General features: G+C 35.8%; 17 protein-coding genes and 1 tRNA gene. 9 read left to right on the top strand and 9 right to left on the bottom strand.

What is annotated here, in order from left to right; all coding sequences use genetic code 11:
• Positions 1–1,112 precede the first annotated feature (1,112 nt).
• The 4 genes from ACP6PL_RS02230 to psbD all read right to left on the bottom strand — a co-directional run bounded on the left by ACP6PL_RS02230 (position 1,113) and on the right by psbD (position 7,374).
• Positions 1,113–3,032, bottom strand: a complete 1,920-nt coding sequence (locus ACP6PL_RS02230; RefSeq protein ID WP_426542086.1) for an iron uptake porin — start codon at positions 3,030–3,032, stop codon at positions 1,113–1,115.
• A 512-nt stretch (positions 3,033–3,544) separates the two neighbouring features.
• Complete coding sequence (locus ACP6PL_RS02225) at positions 3,545–5,182, bottom strand: HD domain-containing phosphohydrolase (protein ID WP_426542084.1); 1,638 nt, start codon at positions 5,180–5,182, stop codon at positions 3,545–3,547.
• A gap of 307 nt (positions 5,183–5,489) precedes the next feature.
• Positions 5,490–5,771, bottom strand: coding sequence for a 4a-hydroxytetrahydrobiopterin dehydratase (locus ACP6PL_RS02220; RefSeq protein ID WP_426542082.1), 282 nt, complete (start codon positions 5,769–5,771; stop codon positions 5,490–5,492).
• A 544-nt stretch (positions 5,772–6,315) separates the two neighbouring features.
• Positions 6,316–7,374 (bottom strand): photosystem II D2 protein (photosystem q(a) protein), encoded by a 1,059-nt coding sequence (gene psbD, locus ACP6PL_RS02215; protein WP_426542080.1) that lies wholly within the window; start codon positions 7,372–7,374, stop codon positions 6,316–6,318.
• A 451-nt stretch (positions 7,375–7,825) separates the two neighbouring features.
• Here psbD and ACP6PL_RS02210 point away from each other — a divergent pair, with 451 nt between their 5' ends.
• The 6 genes from ACP6PL_RS02210 (at position 7,826) to ACP6PL_RS02185 (ending at position 12,703) form a co-directional block, all read left to right on the top strand.
• The gene (locus tag ACP6PL_RS02210; protein ID WP_426542078.1) at positions 7,826–8,092 is read left to right on the top strand and encodes a UPF0367 protein family; all 267 of its coding nucleotides are present in this window, start codon (positions 7,826–7,828) and stop codon (positions 8,090–8,092) included.
• Positions 8,089–8,778 (top strand): energy-coupling factor ABC transporter ATP-binding protein, encoded by a 690-nt coding sequence (locus ACP6PL_RS02205; RefSeq protein ID WP_426542076.1) that lies wholly within the window; start codon positions 8,089–8,091, stop codon positions 8,776–8,778. The genes ACP6PL_RS02210 and ACP6PL_RS02205 overlap by 4 nt, the downstream gene beginning before the upstream one ends.
• 610 nt (positions 8,779–9,388) lie before the next feature.
• Positions 9,389–10,369, top strand: coding sequence for an SDR family NAD(P)-dependent oxidoreductase (locus ACP6PL_RS02200; RefSeq protein ID WP_426542074.1), 981 nt, complete (start codon positions 9,389–9,391; stop codon positions 10,367–10,369).
• Positions 10,370–10,640: 271 nt separating this feature from the next.
• Positions 10,641–11,189: an NYN domain-containing protein gene (locus ACP6PL_RS02195; protein WP_426542072.1), complete on the top strand. Its 549-nt coding sequence runs from the start codon at positions 10,641–10,643 to the stop codon at positions 11,187–11,189.
• Positions 11,190–11,342: 153 nt separating this feature from the next.
• Positions 11,343–11,414, top strand: a tRNA-Asn gene (locus ACP6PL_RS02190).
• 92 nt (positions 11,415–11,506) lie between these two features.
• Positions 11,507–12,703 (top strand): aminotransferase class V-fold PLP-dependent enzyme, encoded by a 1,197-nt coding sequence (locus ACP6PL_RS02185; RefSeq protein WP_426542070.1) that lies wholly within the window; start codon positions 11,507–11,509, stop codon positions 12,701–12,703.
• A gap of 508 nt (positions 12,704–13,211) precedes the next feature.
• Here ACP6PL_RS02185 and ACP6PL_RS02180 read toward each other — a convergent pair.
• Together ACP6PL_RS02180 and hemW are read right to left on the bottom strand one after the other, a co-directional pair.
• A complete protein-coding gene (locus ACP6PL_RS02180) occupies positions 13,212–13,469 on the bottom strand; it encodes a DUF1830 domain-containing protein (protein ID WP_426542068.1) in 258 nt (85 codons plus the stop codon).
• Between the two features lie 200 nt (positions 13,470–13,669).
• The gene (hemW, locus tag ACP6PL_RS02175) at positions 13,670–14,935 is read right to left on the bottom strand and encodes a radical SAM family heme chaperone HemW (RefSeq protein WP_426542066.1); all 1,266 of its coding nucleotides are present in this window, start codon (positions 14,933–14,935) and stop codon (positions 13,670–13,672) included.
• Between the two features lie 738 nt (positions 14,936–15,673).
• Between hemW and ACP6PL_RS02170 the strand changes: the two genes are divergently transcribed.
• Positions 15,674–16,753, top strand: coding sequence for a PIN/TRAM domain-containing protein (locus ACP6PL_RS02170; protein WP_426542064.1), 1,080 nt, complete (start codon positions 15,674–15,676; stop codon positions 16,751–16,753).
• Between the two features lie 874 nt (positions 16,754–17,627).
• On the opposite strand, the gene ACP6PL_RS02165 is transcribed toward ACP6PL_RS02170, so the two are convergent.
• The 3 genes from ACP6PL_RS02165 to ACP6PL_RS02155 all read right to left on the bottom strand — a co-directional run bounded on the left by ACP6PL_RS02165 (position 17,628) and on the right by ACP6PL_RS02155 (position 19,496).
• Positions 17,628–18,068 carry a peroxiredoxin gene (locus tag ACP6PL_RS02165; protein WP_426542062.1) on the bottom strand — a complete coding sequence of 147 codons (441 nt, stop codon included), beginning with the start codon at positions 18,066–18,068 and terminating at the stop codon, positions 17,628–17,630.
• 1,006 nt (positions 18,069–19,074) lie between these two features.
• Positions 19,075–19,302, bottom strand: coding sequence for a zinc ribbon domain-containing protein (locus tag ACP6PL_RS02160; RefSeq protein ID WP_426542060.1), 228 nt, complete (start codon positions 19,300–19,302; stop codon positions 19,075–19,077).
• Positions 19,303–19,370: 68 nt separating this feature from the next.
• Positions 19,371–19,496: a helix-turn-helix domain-containing protein gene (locus ACP6PL_RS02155; RefSeq protein ID WP_426542163.1), complete on the bottom strand. Its 126-nt coding sequence runs from the start codon at positions 19,494–19,496 to the stop codon at positions 19,371–19,373.
• A 261-nt stretch (positions 19,497–19,757) separates the two neighbouring features.
• Here ACP6PL_RS02155 and ACP6PL_RS02150 point away from each other — a divergent pair, with 261 nt between their 5' ends.
• Both ACP6PL_RS02150 and cobQ read left to right on the top strand, forming a co-directional pair.
• Positions 19,758–20,165: an Npun_F0494 family protein gene (locus ACP6PL_RS02150; protein WP_426542058.1), complete on the top strand. Its 408-nt coding sequence runs from the start codon at positions 19,758–19,760 to the stop codon at positions 20,163–20,165.
• Between the two features lie 310 nt (positions 20,166–20,475).
• Complete coding sequence (gene cobQ, locus ACP6PL_RS02145) at positions 20,476–21,942, top strand: cobyric acid synthase CobQ (RefSeq protein WP_426542056.1); 1,467 nt, start codon at positions 20,476–20,478, stop codon at positions 21,940–21,942.
• The last annotated feature ends 242 nt before the right edge of the window (positions 21,943–22,184 follow it).

The raw sequence follows: 22,184 nt of genomic DNA, 5'->3' as shown, positions 1-22,184 counted from the left end.
TCTACGTAAAATTTATAATTACCTCATCTAAGTTATTTTCTACTTTTTCGATAGGATAACTAAATACTTAGTTATGATTGCTTTAGTTTATAGATAAACTATGTACTAATTTTTAGCAATCAATACATTTTTGCTTTTTCTTCATGTTCCTGCCAGTATCTATTTCATCCTATACTTTATATAGTTAATTTTAAATCAAAGAAATAATATATATTAGAAGTTTTATGATTTTTTAATTAAAACCAATACATTACATTTAGTCAGATTGTTAAATATGTTTAATTTAGGGTTTGCTAAATCAAGTATTGTGGGGAATAGTAGAACTTATAATTTAGAATTAATTGGGAATTACAAAGGATTTAGAAGCAAGAATTTTCCTGAAATTTTTTGTGTTCTTGTCTACTCAAAATCCTCAAATTTTCAGTTTAAAGCAGCAACAATTTGGGACTATTATAGGGAATGAAAAAAGTAAACCGTTGAGGAATAACAGCTTTTAGATGTCATTAGCAATATCTAATTAGAGACTGAAATTTTTGATATTGCTGAATTAAAGTACATTTTACAGGAGCCAGAAGCCATGAGAGATAAAGAAGCTTTTTCAGGCTAGTTAGAAGCGAAATAGGTCTGATTTGGAAGTTATAAATTTAGGAATTTTATACCTAAAATCAACAACACCAGATTTTCAATTATAGAAGTTTTGATAATTTTGAGGTACAGTTTAATATTAATTTCTATTCCCTATCTCCTAAAACTTTTTAATTCATAAACTCTAAAACTTCTATGAATAAAACTTATAAACAAAAATACCTAAATTTCAGAATTAGTTTTAGCTGTAGTAATCCTAAATAAAATCAAATGTAAGTAATCAAATAAGAGGTAGAATAAACTAAAAATTATTTTAATTTTGGTGTATTGACTTCTGAGCGCCAACTTACAGTAAGTAACAACTTTAATTGTATATTTAGTTAGGTAAATATATCTGGTTACTACGATAAATATGTAGTTTGAACAATATACACTAAGCAATAATTAGATTTATGGGTTAAGTGTGCGTAACTCCTATTACCCTTTTATAGGGTGGGATGTACCACCCTAATTTTTCTAACTAACCACTAGAACTGGAACGTAGTTCTGATAGTACCAATAATTAACTCATCATTATCATCATCTTGGTTAGCATTTGTAATAACAGTCACACCAGGAGTAATCGAGATGTTATCTGTAACTTGGTATTTGTAGAATGCTTCAATATGCCATGACATATCTTGTCGTAATCCTGAGGCTAACCCATTAGGAACATCTAAGTCATTCAAGTAAGGTTCCCGACCTACAACAATACCACCTAGACTGCCTTCCTTAAATAAATCAGGGAAAGCAATAGTAGTTCCATAAGTCCAGATTTCAAAATCACCTAAGCCAATTAGTTTCCCATCAAGATATGTGCCAAATCCATTAATAGTTACCCAATCAGCTGCTCGCCAAGACATTTCTACACCATAAGCATTAGTTGAAACTGGCTTGGCAATATTTACTGAACCTGGCTTGCGGTCATTGAGTCCAGCATTTAGACCATATACACTGTTGGCAATGCCAGTTCCCACATATCCACTGTTTGGACTGCCCTCATAACCTAGACCTGTAGCTGCACCATCATCAAATCCAAAATTCCCTGGTCCAAAATAGCCTTTGTTGTAGGTAAGTCCAATTTGGAAATTTCTGATGGGGGTAAAAGTTAATTGTGCTAGAGCAGCATAGTCTCCATTAAATAGACCTTTTCCTTCACGAGGATCTTCACCTTCTGCTGCTAAGTAGCCAAAAGATAGAGAAAACGGACTATAAGTACAAGCATATTGATCTTTACAACCAAAATCATACTCAATTCCAAGTCCTTTACCGCCCCCTAAACGATAGATTGGGTTTCTTTGACCAAAAGAACTGAGAGAACCGCTTCCTCCATCAAAGTCTTCCATGTAAGGATTAAGTGTAGGAACAAAGTCGTACCAACTTACTTTGTTAGCAGCAACAGTTACTCTGATGTTATCTCTGACAGGGAACTTATAGAATAGTTTATCTAGTTGAACCGTATCATCTGTACGGTCAAGAACATTAAAGGTTTGCTGTCCCTCAGACTCGGCTATCCATTCGTTAAATGCTTGAGCATTACCTGCTTGTAACCTGGTAAATAATAAGTCCTCACCAGAAAAGCTAGTATTGAAATTCAGACGTACCCTGTATTGGAATACTGCTTGGTCTTCATCCTGGGTATTATCATTGAACGCTCCATATCGTCCTTCCTTCTCAAAGTTATCAACAAGGGCAAAAATCGCCTCACCTCTAAGTTTGGTAGTTGTGGAAAATTGATTAGCCTCCAATTCAGCAGCACGAGCTTCTAGAGCATCAACACGACCCCGGAGAATCGCTAATTCTGCAGAAAATTCTTCTTGTAACCTTTGCAAAATAGCTAGGTCTTCTCTAGTTACTGTATCTGCTATAGCAGCTTGTAAAAGTTCTGTAATTCTATCTAGGCAAGCGTTAACACCAGCAGCAAATTCAAAACGGGTTAAAGCACGATTGCCTCTGTAAGTACCATCTGGATATCCAACGATACATCCATAACGTTCAACCAAAGACTGTAGTGCTTGAAATGCCCAATCTGTAGGCTGAACATCAGAAAGTTGAGATACAGAAGTAACTTGACCTTTTGTCCTTCTTCTACCATTTCTACTAATATTACGAAGACCTGGTTGACGAAGATTGCGACCTTCTCTACCGTAGCGGTTTATTTGTCGTATGGTAGTTGCTGGTGTATTTGCAACGGAATTAGCAGAATTTGTTCCAGGAACTTGAGCTAATAGTTCAGTTCCCTCGGTATTTATTATATTTGTTGATAAATTTTCAGTTCTTGCAGCTTGAGACTGAATAACTGTATTAGTTGGTTGACTTTCAGTCGCCACAGCGGTTGAGGATGCAACAAGGGTTGCTCCCAAGACTGCTGGACTAAAAAGTAGACAATTCCAGAATATTTTTGACATTTTCCCCTCATCCTCACACCGATTACAGAGAGACTATTTGGCTCTTTTATTTAGTTATTTTCCATAGGGTAGGATAATCAATCATTGCTTGATAGTCCTCAATTTCCATTAGATATTAATAATGGAGTTGAATTGCAAGTAGTCCAATTTTCTCTCAGAGTTAAGATATCTCTTTCCAGAATTAGGTTTGCTTCGAGCAATATTAAAATCATTCCAACCCTAGAACAAATATCAAAATTTGTTCGACTTTTTTATAGCACAAACAGACTCTTCTATAGACCTTTACTACAAATTTAGATTTTTTACCTTAAGATTTTAGGTTTTAGGTATATGCAAGCTGAAAATAACAAGACGACCAGCTTGTCCATATAAATAAGTTAGGTAGATGATTGACAGACTATCACAATTTTTTTTTATCAACAACCTTTATCCAAAATTTTGTTCACTCTCTCAAGCAAGAGTGTCCTGATTAATTTTTGATCTACATTATCATTTATAGAAATTTGTATACCTTATTTGCTGTGTCCTAGTATCGAAAAGACTTGTCTCTGTTCAAATAGTTCCAAGAAATGGCTATTAATTTTATTCTGGGCTGCTTCCGAACGCATAATTCTCATAGCAACTTCCACAGGTAAGCCTTTTTTATAAGGGCGATCGCCAGCCGTTAAAGCATCATATATATCTGCGATAACTATAATTTGAGCTTGAATAGAAATGTCCTTTTCTTTTAGTCCTCTAGGATAACCACTGCCATCCAACTTTTCATGGTGTCCATAAGCAATTTCTGGAATATTCTGTAGATTTTTTGTCCAAGGAATCTGCTTTAAAAATTCGTAAGAATCTGTTACATGAGTCTCCATAGCTTGTCGTTCTTCAGCAGTCAAGTTACCCCTAGGAATTCCTAGTTGAGCCAATTCCTCTGTTGTAATCAGAGGTTTAATTTTACCGTCTATATCTTTGTAGGTGTAAAGTGATATTTGCTGTAGTTGCTTCAGTGGTTCTTCTGCTATAATGGTTGGCTCGTTAGCCCTGAGTATTATTTGCCAATAGTCGTTAAGCTCAGTGATTGCTACTTCTAACTCTAAATCCAAGTTTTCGATTTTTTCGCATAATGGACAATTTTCCTGAGTATGTGGTTGAGATATGTCAGAAAAATGTCCAAGTAAGTATTTGTAATTGGTTTGAGCAGATTCCATTTCCAAAGTACGTTGGGCTATAGAAAATCTTTGCTTGATTAGCTCTAATTGTTCCTCATATAATTTCTTACGTTTTGTTAATATAGCTTCTGGCACACCTATTTTACCGAAATCATGTAAGAGGGCTGCATAACGGATTTCCTGAATTTGCTCACTACTAAAATATATGGCTGATAATAGACCATTAGTAACCATATTCACTTCTTCGCAGAGACCTACCGTTAATTTTGCTACTCGCTCTGAATGACCAGATGTACAAGGATCTCTAGCTTCTATTGCTTGTACTGATGCTTTGACAAAACCCTCAAATAAATTTTCTATATTTTCTTGTAGATGATTTCTTTCTATAGATATAGCTGCTTGAGAGGCTAGAGAAATTAATATTCTCTCTTCCCATTCTGAGTATGGCTGAGTTAATTCTTTAGCATTTTCTTTTGTCAGTACAATATCAGATTTAACTTTACGGTTAATTAATTGAAGCACTCCAATTATTTCCTGATGTCGATTTTGTATCGGTAAAATTAATACTGAACAAGTACGATAACTTGTTTGCTCATCAAAACTTTTATCAAACTTATAGGGAATATTTTCTGGGAGATTGTAAGCATCTGGTAAATTTAAAGTATGACCTGTTAAGGCAACGTACCCGGCCAAGCTTTCAGATGTTATAGCCAATTCTAGTTGCTGGAAGGCAAATTCTGATTTTGATAAAGAATCATTTTGGGCTACCTTAAACAATAACTTCTGTTGATTGCTATTTACTTGATCTACTAAGTAAACACTAGCTGCATCACTACAAGTTATCTCACGACTTTTGGATAATATCAAATTTAATAGTTCATCCAGATTGTGAGTGTCAGATAAAGCCACTCCAATGTCTAGTAGCTGCTCTATCAATGATTCTGTGGTCTCAGTAGTTTCCTCCAACCACTTAAGTTTATTTAACTGGAGCATATTTGACGCTTAGTCAATAGCCTTGACCTTAAATTATATTAATGAATATTAATATAATTCTTTTCGCAATGAAATTGTAATCAGATCTCGAAGTCTTGAGGGGGCAAAAGGATTATGGTGTTTTTGAACCGTGGCGTTACCCGTATCGCTACCACCAGTGTATAGGCAATGTGCTGTTTGTTACACATATTTCTGATATGGTTCAAATTGATTATCAATTTTTACAATCCAGGTTATGTATTTAACCTGTATTTTCGGAGTATAAAATCGGATATTGCTGAAATTCTGTCCAGACTCTTAAAGTTGACTAACCTAAATTAGATATTGTTTGAGCCATGTTAAAATCTTTTTCTGTTAACCCACCAGAATCATGGGTTGTTAATATAACTGTCACTTTATTGTAAGATATTTCTAAGTCTGGATGATGCTGTGATAATTCAGCCGGATCTACTAATTTATTTACAAAACCTATCGCTTCAACAAAATCTTTAAATTTTTTTACACACTTAAGTTTATTTCCTTCTAATTGCCAGTCTAATAATTTACTAGCACGTTGATTAATTTCTTCTACACTTAGTAATTCACTCATTGAACTATTCCTAAAATTACTCAAAAAACTATCCGCTCTTACCTTAGATAGTGTTTTGGTAAATACCTAAGCACTATCTAAGGTAAGAGCGGTCTAGGGGGTCACTTTGATTGGAACCTGACTGCCGGGAGGAACCCTAGGTCAGCCTGGTCAAGGTTAATCCTTATAGATCCCAGGGTGGGAACAAAGGCTAACTGCTAGAGAGCAGCCCCAGCACACAGCCGGCATTTTCCAACCAGGTGACCCATGCGTTTACTACTATCTTGCATAGGCATCACCTCCTTTTATCCCTGAGCGGTTATTTGTTTGCTTAATCTTACGGTTTCTATAGTAGCACAAAAATTTGAGAATGCAATTAGCTGGTTAATTTTTTTTTTCAGGGAATAGCAAAAGATAAATTATCAAATTTTTTGGACTTACCCTGCTTGTGAAAAAAAAGGCAATAGGTAGTAATTTTCACAAAAAAAATAGCTCCTACATACTCGTTTATGTAGGAGCTATTCTAGGATAAGTACCAGACTATCCGTTGATCAATTAGGCTATATTACAGAGCGTTACCACGAGGTAATACTTCTTCTGGGAATATAAAGTTTTGATGTGGCTGATCTGCAGGAGCCATCCAAGCCCGGATACCCTCGTTCAGCAAAATGTTTTTGGTATAAAATGTTTCAAATTCTGGATCTTCTGCTGCTCGTAATTCTTGGGATACAAAGTCATAAGCTCGTAGGTTCAATCCTAAACCTACTATACCTATGGAACTCATCCACAATCCCATTACTGGTACGAATAACATGAAGAAGTGAAGCCAACGTTTGTTGGAAAATGCGATACCGAAGATTTGGGACCAGAAACGGTTAGCTGTCACCATGGAATATGTTTCTTCGGATTGAGTAGGTTCAAATGCACGGAAGGTATTAGCTTGTTCGCTATCTTGGAATAGTGTGTTTTCCACTGTCGCACCGTGAATAGCACACAATAGTGCACCACCCAAAATTCCGGCTACACCCATCATGTGGAATGGGTTAAGTGTCCAGTTATGGAATCCTTGTAAAAATAGGATGAATCGGAATATACCAGCCACTCCAAAGCTTGGTGCAAAGAACCAGCTTGATTGACCCAATGGGTACATTAAGAATACACTCACGAACACTGCAATTGGTCCTGTGAAGGCAATAGCATTATAAGGACGTATTCCTACCAAACGGGCAATTTCAATCTGACGTAAGCAGAAGCCAATCAGAGCAAATGCACCGTGTAGAGCTGTAAATGACCATAGGCCACCAATTTGACACCAACGAGCAAAGTCCCACTGAGCCTCTGGACCCCAGAGAAATAGTAGGGAGTGTCCCATGCTATTTGCTGGGCTGCTAACTGCAACAGTTAGGAAGTTACAGCCTTCCAAGTAAGAACTAGCTAATCCATGGGTATACCAGGAAGTAACAAAGGTGGTTCCAGTTAACCAAGCTCCAATAGCCAAGAAGGCACAAGGAAACAAGAGTACACCAGACCAGCCAACAAAGACAAAGCGATCACGTTTGAGCCAATCATCGAGGACGTCAAATGCTCCTCGTTGAGATTGTGGGCGTCCCACTGCTACAGTCATTACGGAATTCTCCAAATAATTATGATAACTACGGCTAATGTTTTTCTCAACCACTGTATAATAATTTAGTGTTCTACCTAAGCAGAATTATGAGAGATTTTATAAACATTGTTTAGTTTTATTACCGTAATTTTCATTATAAAGGTAATTCTCGATCCGGGCAACCAGAAAAATGAGTTTTTCAAGACATTATTTTATTAGATTTTAGATTTTTAAGTGCCCATGTTAATTCGCCATACAATCTCCTCAATCAATAGCAAGTTGAAAATATCGTAAAATTCACATAGAATTGAAGAAATACCTAAGATGGGGCATATAGTGGTAAAAACGTATGTTGAGAGGTAAACAGCTTTTGAAGCAAGAAGCCCTATCCGCAAGGTTAGAAATTTCTCGTTATACTGCTTACGGTTAAAACGGGAGAAAATTACCCTTCAAGCTCACTAATAAGAAAATGTTTACTATTGACATCATTGTGAAGTACACCCCTGTGCCATTTTCAGTACAACGTAAGTCCGCTGAAGATGCTGAGGCTGTTTATCAACAAGTCCTTGAGTCTATTCGCTCTGGAAACCCTCAAGTTTTAGAACTTACTTGTGAGAAAATGCCTGAGAAAAAGATTGCTGTAGTAATCAGTGAAGTTTCTGGTGTTCAAATTTCCCAAAAATCCGGTGCTGCTGCTGCTGGAAGACCACCTGGTTTTGTCGCTTTGACCCAATGAAGCCAAACGATAAAACTATTAAAGTTACTCATCCAGCAATTTTAGTAGAGGATATTTGTTTTAATTGGCCTAACGGTAGCCAAGTATTACGCTCTTGTTCTCTACAAGTACCCAAGGGAGAGTTTTGGATGCTCTTGGGTAGTAATGGTAGTGGTAAATCAACTTTGTTAAGATTATTAGCAAAACTTTTGTCTCCTCAATCTGGAACAATTCATTTTGAAGGGCAAATAGGTTTTGTTTTCCAAAATCCTGACCATCAACTTGTGATGCCTACTGTAGGAGCAGATGTCGCTTTTGGCTTAGTTGAAGAGAGGCTGTCTCAACTTCAAATTCGTCATCGGGTGGAAGATGCCTTGACTGCCGTAAATTTATTAGAACTACAACGCCGACCTATATATGCTTTAAGCGGTGGGCAAAAACAAAGAATTGCTATTGCTGGTGCTATTGCCCGCAACTGTGACATTTTACTTTTGGACGAACCTACAGCTTTACTTGATCCAGATAGTCAATTAGATTTGGTGACTCAAGTTCAAAGTTTGGTGAAAAACAGAGGTATTACTGCTTTGTGGGTTACTCATCGCTTAAATGAGTTGGATTACTCTGATGGAGCATTTCTCTTAGACAAAGGCCAAGTAGTAGACCAAGGCAGTCCTGAACTTTTGAAGCAACGTTTAATTCAAGATTAATCTTAAGCGATCGCCTCTGGACTAAGCCCTTAAGTTTAAACTTAAGCAATGCAGGAATAGTAAGTGTGGATGATTATAGGTAAGTAGTTCAACAATTAATAATTACCTCTTCTTATATAGAATAGGATTGACCAAAAGAATTTTTTTTCTTTTTTTTCCTTAAAAGGAGAGGCTTTATACCTTTATTTTTCGGTAATACAAATTAATTGTATATTTGATGGTTTGGCGATATAGATAGGAAAAATTATTTTTAGCACCACTATTGCTGTATACAAGTATATTTTTTAGGTAATTCTGTATCTATATAGTAATTTCAGTTGAGATTGAGACAATAGTTGATTACTTTGAAAAAGTTTCAGCCGAAAAAGTATTTCATTCTTATTTGAAATGACTATAGTAATTTATTTTGACCACAGGCAACCGCTTCAGAAGGCAACAAACAACAGGCAATATATCTAATTCCTAGTTTTACAGGAATAGTATTTTATCGCCCACTTAATTTTTAAAAAAAATTACTACTTATGCACCGTTACCTTTTTTTATTCCCTGCTTCCTACTTAAAAATGTTAAATTAATTTTTAATCGGCAGTTACTATTCAGATAGATTGAGATGACGAAAAATCTTTTGGGTAAAGTTGCCTTAGTTACCGGAGCAACCAGAGGTATTGGTAAAGGTATTGCTATTGGTTTAGGGGAAGCAGGAGCAACTGTTTATATTACAGGGCGCTCACTGAATAAAATTTCTAGTGACAATGTTTCTGGAACACTTTTAGAAACCAAACAAGAGGTTGAAAAAGTTGGTGGTACCTGTATTCCTGTTCAAATAGACCATAGTGATGATGATCAGGTAAAGTTACTATTTGAACGTATTGAAACCGAACAAAATGGGCAACTTGACTTATTAGTAAATAACGTTTTTTCTGGAGTAGGAGCCATAGCTAATGCCTATGGTCAACCATTTTGGAAACACACTCCGAGTCTTTGGGATGCTATTAATAATGTTGGTCTGCGTAGCCATTATATAGCAAGTATTTTTGCTGCTCGTTTAATGAGTCAGCGTCAACAAGGACTCATTTGTACTATTTCTTCTTGGGGAGGAATGTCTTATATTTTTGGGGCAGCTTATGGGGTTGGAAAGGCGGCTTGTGACCGTTTGGCAGCAGACATGGCAGTAGAATTACAACCTGATAATATCACATCAGTTTCCATTTGGCCAGGAATTGTTAGCACGGAACATATGTTGGAATTTGCTGAAGATTTGAATACTCAGAATGATATTCAATCTCAGGATGTTACTTTCATAGACCATTATAATTGGGAAACACCTTTGTTTACTGGAAGGGTGATTGCTTCTTTGTTAGAGCAACAAAATACTATAAATTTAACAGGAAAAGTACAGATTGTAGCTGAATTAGCTAAACAGTATAGAATAGTTGATGAATATGGTAAACGTCCAGTTTCATTACGTTCTCTTCGTTTTATAGTGCCTAATGCTATCCCTGCCTTGAGAAAGTATGCTTGGATCATTCCTGACTTCAAAATTCCTTGGTTTATCTTACAATGGGGAATACTTCAATCTCCTAAAATTTAATCAATCTCTTCGACTCTTATTAGGAAGAATTAGGTAGTTAAGCAAAACTAATTGTATATTTGGTGGTTAAGTTAAGTAAATAGATCAAATAAATTTGACTATACTTAGCTCTATTTATTAAAGTCTACAAGTAGATTTTTTCCCTTATTCCCTACTCTCTTAAAAATATTAAATTAATTTGGCACGGGTACTTATAACTATAAAAATTTGGATCGATGTTATACTAACTTAGTATTTGTTAACATTCTCTGAATAATTACCACCTTGAGTCATGTCACGTCCTTTAAGACAAACTATTCTGCTTGTAGACGGCTATAATGTCATTGGTTTATGGCCTCGTATCCGAGAAATTCGTAATATTCATGGCTTGGAAACAGCCAGAAGAGATTTGATTGAGGCTCTAGTCAACTATAGTGCTAGTCAGGACTTAAATACTCAGATAGTATTTGATTCCCAATACCAATCTACTCCTACTACAAAAGAAATTATTACTGATAAATTATCAGTTCATTATACAGAGTTTGGTCAGACAGCAGATACATATATAGAGAAGGCTTGTGCTAATCTTCGTCAGGAGATACATTTGTCTAGAAGTAGGTTAATCGTAGCTACTTCAGATAGAGATGAAAAGCTTACTGTGGTTGGTTATGGTGCGGAGTGGATGTCTTCACAACAACTTGCCCATGATGTTGAAAGTGTAGCAAGTCGTGTTCGGAGTAAATGTCAACGAGGCAAAAGAACATCAAGGCGTTTTCTGGCTAGTTACTTAGATCCAGAATCTCAAAAGCGCCTATCTGAATTGAGAATGGGAAAAAAATAGTTCAACATCATATAATTTTCTGAAAGTCAAATATAATTAATAAAATTATCTTATAAGAAAGATAAAAATAAAAAATATAAAAAGGGGTTGCAAAATCTCTTGAATCACTACTATAATAAGTAATCGTAGCTCAGGAAACGAGCAAATATTTGTTCCTCGGTAGCTCAGCGGTAGAGCGGTCGGCTGTTAACCGATTGGTCGCAAGTTCGAATCTTGCCCGGGGAGTTTAAAAATTTTAGGTTCTGGAAGTGGATATATTTAGTGGTTCTTTTTTCCTACTAAAATCTTAAGTTCACAATTCTAGAATTAACAAATTTATGTTTCAGTACGAACATAGTAATAAATGGTCTTTATATTGGTCTCTTGACTCAAATGTGACTTTTCTCAATCATGGGTCTTTTGGAGCTTGTCCATTGCCAGTCTTGACAGCCCAGACTCGACTGCGGGAAAAGTTGGAAAGAGAACCAGTACATTTTTTTATTCGGGAGTTTGAGACTCTACTGGATGAAGCTAGAGGAAAGTTAGCAGAATTTGTTGGTGCAAAATCAGAGGAATTAGCCTTTGTTCCAAATGCAACCACCGGGGTAAATGCAGTTTTGCGCTCCCTCAAGTTTTCCTCTAGTGATGAGTTACTAACTACAGATCAAGAATACAACGCTTGTCACAATGCGCTGAATTTTGTTAGCGATCGCGCAGGTGCAAAAGTGATAGTCGCATCCCTACCTTTTCCTGTAGAATCTCCTCAACAAATAGTCGAAGCAGTTATCAAACATATTTCACCAAGAACAAGACTTGCATTGCTTGACCATGTTAGTAGTTCAACAGCATTTGTATTTCCTATCAAACAACTGGTAAAAGAATTAGCTAAACGAGGGGTCGATACATTAGTAGATGGTGCTCATGCAGTGGGGATGCTTCCACTTAATTTAGAGGAAATAGGGGCAGCTTATTACACAGGAAATTGTCATAAATGGTTATGTGCGCCGAAGGGTGCTGGTTTTTTGTATGTGCGTAGAGATAAACAAGAGAATATTCATCCTTTAACTATTAGTCATGGTGCTAATTCTACCCGCACAGATAAGTCACGATTTCACTTAGAATTTGATTGGGTAGGTACGGACGATCCAACAGCTTATTTATGTGTACCAGAAGCAATTCAATTTATGGGTTCTTTGTTGCCTGGAAGTTGGTCAGAGTTGATGGCAAGAAATAAGTCTATGGCATTGGCAGCTAGACATTTATTGCAGGAAAAGTTGGGAATAAAAATTGATTGTTGCCCAGATGAAATGATTGGTTCAATGGTAGTTGTGAAATTGCCGGATGAGGGAAAAAATGAGGTTTATAGTGGGTTGATTCCACTTTTACAAAATGATTTATGGGAGAAATTTAGAATTGAGGTACCGATAGTTCCTTGGCCTCATAAAAGGCAGCGACTTTTACGGATTTCGGCTCAAATTTATAATAGTTATTCCCAATATGAATATTTAGCTGAAGCCTTGGTAAAGTTATTATAATATTTGTGATTTTTTGAGAAAATTTCTTCTTTGTAGTAATACTATGAATAAATTTTATAACTATTAGTTATTAACTTCTTTGGCAAGAATACTATCGATGAAAAAAGAATGTTAAAAATGGTATAGGCACTAAGGAAGGCAGAAGCAAGACAAAAGTATAAAAATTCTAGATGTTATGCCAAACCTCAAAAGTATTGCTACATCTTCTTTGAGAGTAGGGGGTAGGGTTGAACTCAATAAGATATCCTTACTATTTTTACATGAATTTATCTACGTTTAATCATTGCTTAAATGATTTGCCATGATAACTCAATTATGCAGTAAATATATTTCCATCAAAGTCTATTTATATAGAGATTTAATGATTTTATTGAGTATACTGATCAACTTCATAAGTTGATTATACTTGACCTATAAAAATAGTTAGTGATAAGTCAAAAAAAATATTAATCACTAACTATTATAACATACTTAATCAAACTAACTTTGATAAACTTTCAACTATTACTTATTCATCAACTTTCAAACCTTGGCACAAAAAACGTTCACATCTAATTTCACCATTTTCTTGAGTTTGATGAATTTCTAATTCTGCTTCAGGAATTGCTTCAAATAAGAAACGTTCTCCAGGGAAGACTGCACGTTCCCAATATTGATTTGCAACATTATTAATTCTAGCAATCTGCATTTTGCTAGTAGTATTAACATAGAAACAGAGAATTTTTTGACTCTGTTGTTTTGGTAGTCTATCTAGTGCTATAGTCACAATCTTTAAATTCCCTCTAAGTTTTTTGTTTGCCGATTAGCAACCCGACTGAATCTTGATATCTTTGAGCGCCAATAAAATTATTATAAACGCATGGGGATCGCTTAAGTATATTTTTAATTACTTTTGTTGAATAAAATTAATTTAACTTAAGTTGTCCACTATAAACCTACTATTTTATCAGTACAAATACTCATGATTTAACATTCCATACTGATAGAATTACTAAGTTTACTAAATAACGTTGATAAAACAGTATTGGAGAACAAAAAACCTTCAGGATCGGTCAATCTCAAATATCCCTCTATTGGAAGTTTTTGGTTATTAGAGAAAGGAGTTGCTACACCTTTTGGATTAAGAAATTCTACCCACCCTAATTGTTGATAGGGTTGTAAATAGATTAATAATTTATCTACAGTTTCTTGACCAAACTGCTGAGATAATGTGAATAAATTCACCCCTTCTGCCAAGCGGAATCTTAACATCAGTGTTTCTAACAAACAATCCTGATTCCATTTATCAATACCCTGATTTTCTAAACTATGACCTTGAAACGATAGCACCCATTGATAATATTCTTTCCGCGTGCGCGGCCGGGTAAATCTTTGCCCTTCTAAATAGCTTGCTGCACCCATACCAAAACCATAATAAGGGTGATTTTCCCAGTAAACTCGGTTATGGCTACACTGATAACCCGGCTTGGCATAATTAGATATCTCATAATGTTCATATCCTGAATTTGATATCAACTGCTGTGCCATTCGATACATTTGGGCCGCCGTTTCATCTGTAGGCAAAGGAGCATGACCTGATTGATAATAACGTCCAAAAGCTGTAACTGGTTCTACTACAAGGTCATAACTGGATATATGAGTTGGGGAAATAGCTATTACAGTTTCTAAAGAAGTTTGCCATTGTTCTAAGGTTTGGTGTGGCAGTCCTGAAATTAAATCGATACTAAAATTAACAATTCCTGCTTGATGCAATGTATGTACTGCTGTATAAATGTCTGAGACATTGTGCGATCGCCCAGAAACTTGTAATAAATCATCTTGAAATGCTTGTACTCCCAGACTAACTCGATTTACTCCTAGGGATTTATATCCTTGCACCTGTTCCAAGTCAAAAGTTCCGGGGTCCATTTCTATAGAAATTTCAGCATTGGCCACAATTCTAAATTTTTGTTCTAGGGTATCTAAAATCCGACTTAATTGACCCACTGATAACAGCGAAGGAGTACCACCGCCAAAGAAAATAGTTTCTAAGGGTTGACAAAAAGACTTTGTAATGCTTATCTCGTCACAAATTACCTCCACATATTCTTGAATTGGAGAAAAATTATCACCTTTTTTACCATCACCCACTACAGAGATCGGAAAATCACAGTAATAGCATCGCCGTCGGCAAAAAGGGATATGGACATAAGCCGAACTAGGAGTGCAGTAATTTCCGATTGGCCTTTTCACTATTAAACAGAGTTACAAACTATATCATTTATAAAACTATCTTAAACAATTATGAATTTAATGAGGAGTAGTAGTAGGGTAAATCAGAAAAATAATATTTTTTGAGTGGTAGAAATATTACTTAAGTGAAAAGTAAAAAAAAGCACTTATATAATTTTTCATTTAGATAAACTACACATATTCTGGCTTCCAGCTAGCTATGCTCTTATGCAGATACTGAGCGTAAAATTATCATGTTTCATTAAAGTGTTTTCACTTTAATAGTAATGAAAAAAAATTGCTACAAATAAGTCTTAGGCAGTAGATGCTAAGTAAGTTTTAATGTTCTCAATTTAGCTGAATCCTGTTTCTCACGAGTCCCTAATTCGAGTGGCTTATTTATAACATTATTTAATTGATTTACTATAGGTATTTCACCGTAATCCTGAATAAAATCAGTAATACACCAGAAAATTTTATTACAAATCAAGTAAAAATAATCACATTGTTTCCATTTCCAGATAGATTTTGTACTTCGGAAGTAACTGTAGAAGAAAAACCTCATTATTAATTGTTGGCAAATTCTAATGAGGTTAAAACCTAATAAAAAGAGAACCGTAAAGAATCGCATCTCAACTGTAAAGATATAATAGAGGCAACATTGAGCAGCCCAAAAATTATGGTTCTCAATCATTATTGATGAGTACCTCCTAGGGAAATATCTATATCTTCTATAAAACAAAAAAACAAACTCAAAAAATGCTTGACGCAATTATTATCATTTCATTTGTTCTTGCTGGAGCAGGAATAGGTTTCTATAGCATAGAACTTCTCCCACCCAACGTACTACTACAAGTCACCAACATCGAAGGCTTACGTTCAGTATTATCTGCCTTCACATCCTTGATTGGGTTTGTAGTGGGGTTAGTATTTCAAACCACATATCGGCGAGTGGAAGCAAAAGTAAGCCAGATGCCTGTTGACTTGTTATTAACGCGGGCTATAGGATTAGTTATTGGACTATTAGTGGCAAACTTAATGCTGGCGCCACTGTTTTTACTGCCTATTCCCCAGGAGTTTACTTTTATTAAACCTCTTGTAGCAGTTTTAGGCAGTGTCATGTTAGGTTTTACAGGAGTTAACGTTGCTGATACTCATGGTCGTGGTTTTCTACGACTAATTAATCCTAACAGTCTAGATGCAGTATTAGTAGCAGAAGGAACTCTCAAACCTGCTACTACTAAAATTTTGGATACTAGCTGTATTATTGATGGTAGAATAGAAAATTTATTAGAAACGGGTTTTCTGGAGGGTCAGATTCTTGTGCCACACTTCGTTTTACAGGAACTACAGCTTATCGCTGATGCTTCTAACGATCAAAAAAGAGTTAGAGGTAGACGAGGTTTAGATATCTTAAATAGGCTTAAAGAAGTCTACCCTTCTCAGATTCAAATCCATTTTGCAGACTATGAAGAAATTTCTACGGTAGATGCTAAATTGGTTCGTTTTGCCCTGGAAATTAGTGGTACTTTGTTAACTAATGACTATAATTTGTCTAAAGTTGCAAATTTACAAAAAGTTCCTGTACTAAATATTAATGATTTGACTCAGGCAATGCGCCCCACTTATTTACCTGGTGATACTATTGAAATCAAAATTCGTAAGGAAGGTAAGGAACCTTCTCAAGGTATTGGTTATTTAGATGATGGTACGATGGTTGTTGTAGAGTCTGGTAGTGCATATGTTGGTGATGAGGTGCGGGTTATTGTTACCAGCTCTTTACAAACTTCTGCGGGTAGGATGATTTTTGCTCGTACTCAAGAGTCGGCGATCGCCTAAAGTGGCTGAACTTCTCCTTTGCTTGAAAAGTGTTTCATCAAATATCCTTGAAAAATTGCCCCTATTTTCTCTATTTCCAGGAATTAGGGGCTAATTTTATGTTGCTTGAACAGCATATATAGTAATCAATAGGTTGTGTAATATTTGAATGTAGGGGTTTGGTAACCAAACCCCTTTGGTATTTAAAGATGTTCCCACCAGAAATAAGCTATATCTTTATCTTTTTATAATTATTCAAAATAAGAATCAATTCAAAATTTTCTGAAAAAACGAACGAAATAACTTACAAGAAAGAGTTGCCCAATTCCAAGACAGATCGCTTTGCGAATCGCCTTTTAAGTGAACTAATCCCATCTTTATTGCAACTTATAACCATATAATGCTTTTATTTTTTGAGGTTTGGGGATGTTCACAGTTTCAGTAAAAATAGGTAGTAGTGGTAGTTCATTGTAGTGTTGCAGGTTCCACCATTCTTCTTGTAGATTTTCTGCATAAAGAGCAGTTGTCTACCAGAATTTTCTAAAAGTTTTTCTAAAGTTATTGTCTGCTGATAGAGAGAATAATACCAACTCCGGTTTACATAGACTATTAATAAAGATCAGTTGTATGTATTATCTACAAAGGATTTGATCTGTTTCGGGTAATCAGTTTTTCTAAAAATGCGATCGCAGAGGTGAATATTCAGTATCCCGGAACCAGGAATGGGACTCTATCCCTCAAGTAAAAATAGCTTTTGTAGAGGGTGAAGTCAAATCTATCACAGACCAGGTTCTTTCAGCGTATCTTGGTCATTTGTCAAAAAAATTAGATGCGTTTAGCTTGGGGTTTGAAGACCAAACCCCTACTAAATAACCAAGATTAAATTAGCACAACACTATTTTTTACCAATGACTGCTAAAATATCTTTAGCGTGGCTATCCGTTTTCACTTTCTCATCAACATGAGAAATATTTCCTTCGGCATCAATAATATAAGTAACACGCTTAGAATATCCACTACCTTCAACATCATAAGCTTTAGTGATAGTACCATCAACATCTGCCAAAAGTTGGAACGGCAAACCATATTTCTCAGTGAAAGCTTTGTGGGAAGATTCATCATCCATACTTACACCAAGAACAACCATATCTTTGCCTTGATATTCAGCGTAGTTGTCTCGGAAACTTTGAGCTTCCTTGGTGCAACCAGGAGTATCATCTTTAGGGTAAAAATACATAACTACTGTTTTACCAGCAAAATCTGACAAGGAAACAGTGTTACCGTTAGTATCTTTTACCGTGAATTCAGGCGCTTTAGTGCCAACAGATAATGCCATAGATTCGCTTTTTCTCCTTAAAACTTAGACAAAAGTCACAAAGTGCTATCGAAACGTTGTATGCAGCGTACCTACTGCTTCAAAAAAAATTTTTTACTAGGCAATACAAGTGCAAATGCTATTACTTAGATAGAACCTATGGTATTGACATCTCCAGGGGTTGAAACACCCTGGATTCCTTGGTTAATCCACCACAAATGGGACGGGGCGTTCAAAGTGAGGAATTTACTTCCGCACGCAGCCCCTCATAAATCCACATTTGCTTAAAGCCTGTCAACAGACTTCTAAACTCCTCGACATAGACCGAAATCTAGCTGTGAGTCTACTTTTTTTAGCTTTCACGAGTGGTTTTACTCAGTTATGTTGGAGCAATAAATCGCTGCTCTAGCTGCCTGCTTGCTTTCAACCGTCGTAAGAAATTAATTCCCCGTCTCCTGTCCGCCGGAGTTTCACCGCACTAGCTAGAGGTCATGGCGATAAACCTTGTTCTTACTTGCTATTTCTAGTATACTAGACTTTGACGCCGGGTTAAAACCCGCACGTCGTTATTCAACCAGGGGATAAATCTTCCGGGAACTTTCCTCCCGCCATTTTTTATGTTTGTCCACAGGTATGTCTTACGCCTTACAAAGCAATCTAGATGACAGCATTTTATGACGACAATTGTCTACTAAGTTCTAGCTCTTTACAGGTTTACTTTCAGAGCATAGCCTTATATTCTTTAGTTATTATTTTAAGAGATTATGTGATCCTTGAAAACTTTTTACTTGTGACATCTTCCCGAAGCTGACCTTTACGAGGTACAGCGCGGGCTTCCAACATCCCTGTTAGACATTGCTGCCCTGCGCCACTTATCTAGGCATAATCTCCCCGACAGCCAGGCTTGACAGCCTATTTCTTGCCCCTAGAGTCCCTAGGTAGTTAGTTGCTTCTAAACTTAGTTACAAATTTCCTATGCTGAAGCTATGTCTCTATCAGTCTCATATTTACATCAAACACAGCTATGCTATCTATCATTGAGTTTCTTTCTTAACTCAATTCGGCAGTTTGGACAAGTTTGAGAACTGCCTTTTTGGTCTACTTGACCAACGTATACTCCCCGCTGTTTCCCAACATAAAATAAAATATTCCCAAACTGTCCAAAACCTGTATCAATAGTATGTTTCCCCAAGAAATCTTTGGCCATGGTTCTAAAATCTATGTCTTCGTCTTCAACGAAGATAGTCTCAGCCATGTCGCATAATTTATGGGCTAATTGAAACTGATAGTCGTTAAATTATGTATTCACTGTCCAAACTACACCTAATCTATTGGACATTTTCTGGAAGCAATCCAATCTTTGAGTTCGGCCAGAGCATAGTTATAAACACTACGATAAGTTTCTAGCCATTCATTAAATAATTTGACCTGTTTTTCGTCGGGATAAATTCGATAAGTTTAGTTAAAGGTGATCAGAGTTGGAATAATACCACAAAATCCAGCAGGCAGTAAATGTTGATTTGACGAGGTTTGATCGGCTCTAATCAGCTTTGAGGAGTCCATGTATCCCGACGCCAAATCTTAGATTATGGCCTAGGATTTATAGCTAACTCAAACCCCCTTAAATACTTAAAATCCTTGATTTTAGATATTAAACTATAATCTTTGTTAACTTGAAAATATAAATTTTATTGATATATTAAAGTTAATATGGCCTCCGGAGAATCTCCAAACTTAATTTCACTCCAATACCCTACTCATACTGAAAAAAGGGCGGAAATAGCGCTGTGTTGTAGTCCATTTAATCTAAACTTGTTTGTAACAATGAGCTATCAAAGTGTGAGATTAAAATCAATAGCTTCTGATGCTGGCTTTAAAAATGCCTACACAGTCTCCCTTCTATCAGAATTAGCTGCTGAAAATTATCTTTTATGGCTAATTCAGGTAGGCGTACTTAGGCGGGAAGTTGATGGACAAGGAATTACAGATAGTTTTCGTCTCACTCCCCTAGGTCATCAGTTAGTAAAAAAATATGCTGGGAAGGAAAACTGGCCTCAACCTACTATTAGTGATCGCCTTGATAATTTAATCAATCGTTGGTTTAGACTTCCTGTTTAGAAATACAGTTTGTTGTATAGGGTGTAAGTGTGAGAGTGTCAACTAAATTCAGATGCTAATCGTCCAGTCAACATCATCCGAAAATTAAGGACAATAGTCGGTTGAAACTTCAGTGAAGTCTAAGATTAGCATTTTTAGGACATCCCACAAAATTCAATGCAAGTCTCTAATTAAGAAAGAAGTAATGAGAATTTATCCCATTGCTTAATGATTAATAGGGTTTGAGAGAGAAAAACTCTACAGTTAATCCCCTTGACTTTAGTCCAGGGAGTATACCTATCTGATTCATTCTTCCTGATTGAAAAAAGCTATGCAAGCAATTATGGTGGTGGGAACTACTTCCCATGCTGGGAAATCTCTAATCACTACAGCTATTTGTAGGATTTTATCACGTCGCGGTTGGAGAGTGACTCCCTTCAAAGGACAAAATATGGCTTTGAACTCTTATGTCACATCTACTGGAGGAGAAATGGGTCATGCTCAAGCAGTACAAGCTTGGGCGGCAGGTGTGACTCCTGCAATAGAAATGAATCCAATTTTATTAAAGCCTCAAGGAGATATGACTTCCCAAGTTATTATTAAGGGAAAAGCATTAGGTACAGTAGGAGCTATAGATTATTATCAGCAATATTTTGATATCGGTTGGGATGCTATCCAAGAATCTTTAGAAATTTTATCTCAAGAGTTTGACATTATAGTTTGTGAAGGAGCAGGTAGTCCTGCAGAAATAAATCTGAAGCACCGAGATTTAACTAATATGCGAGTGGCTAAGTATTTAAATGCCTCTACAATTTTAGTAGTTGATATTGACCGAGGTGGTGCTTTTGCTCATGTGATTGGTACTTTGGAACTACTAGAAGCAGAAGAAAAAAATTTAATTAAAGGGATAATAATTAATAAATTTAGAGGACAGAGATCTCTATTGGATTCAGGTATTCAGTGGTTAGAAGAAAGAACTAATATTCCTGTCGTTGGTGTGATTCCTTGGATTAATGAAGCTTTTCCTGCTGAAGATTCTTTGAGTATTTTAGAACAACGTTCTACTAAATCTACAACTGATATTACAATTGTCATTATTAGATTACCAAGAATTTCTAATTTTACTGATTTTGAACCTTTAGACGCGGAGTCTAGTGTAAAAATTAAATATCTTAATCCTAATGATAGTTTAGGTTATCCTGATGCAATAATTATCCCTGGTTCTAAAACTACTATTAGTGATTTATTAGTATTACAAAAAAGTGGTATGGCAGAAGCAATCAAAAATTATCAAGCTTCTGGTGGTACGGTGATGGGAATTTGTGGTGGTTTTCAGATGCTTGGTGAAGTTTTAATTGATTCTCAAGGTTTAGAAGGAAAAAAAGGGGAATATAAAGGATTGGAATTACTACCCTTAAGAACTGTAATTACTCCTAAAAAAATTGCTCGTCAGAGACAAATTATTGCTAATTACCCTTTAGGAAATTTACCAGTAATAGGTTATGAAATTCATCAAGGTAGAACTAGAGTGACAAAACCAGATATAGTTAAACCTTTATTTAATGATTATGATTTAGGTTTTGTTAATAGCTATCAGTCTGTCTGGGGTAATTATTTACATGGAATTTTTGATAATGGCCCTTGGCGTCGTTCTTGGTTAAATCTGTTGCGTAAAAAACGTGGACTAGAGGGTTTACCGACTGGTATTGCTAATTATAGAGAACAACGTGAAGTTATTTTGGATTCAATCGCAGATCAAGTGAATCATCATCTAGATTTAAAACCAATATTCAAATAAAATTTAATAATTCAAATTAACCTAAAGTAACTGATGGATCAGTTATTAGAAACTAATAACTTTTTTCCAGGCTATGAATATCTATATATCCGGCGATCACCAGAAAATTATGGAGTAGCTCAAAACCCAAAATCAAAAAATATAAAATATTAGAGGAATTGAGAATTATAATAATTTAATTTAAGAATGATATCATGTCCGGTAGCATTGGTATTGTATAGAGAAGGTAAGGAAGAAGGAAG

The organism is Dapis purpurea BLCC-M126 (assembly GCF_050015975.1).
Taxonomy (GTDB): Bacteria; Cyanobacteriota; Cyanobacteriia; order Cyanobacteriales; family Microcoleaceae; genus Trichodesmium.
The sequence above is the reverse complement of the archived record's forward strand: the minus strand, read 5'-3'. Positions and strand labels throughout refer to the sequence as shown.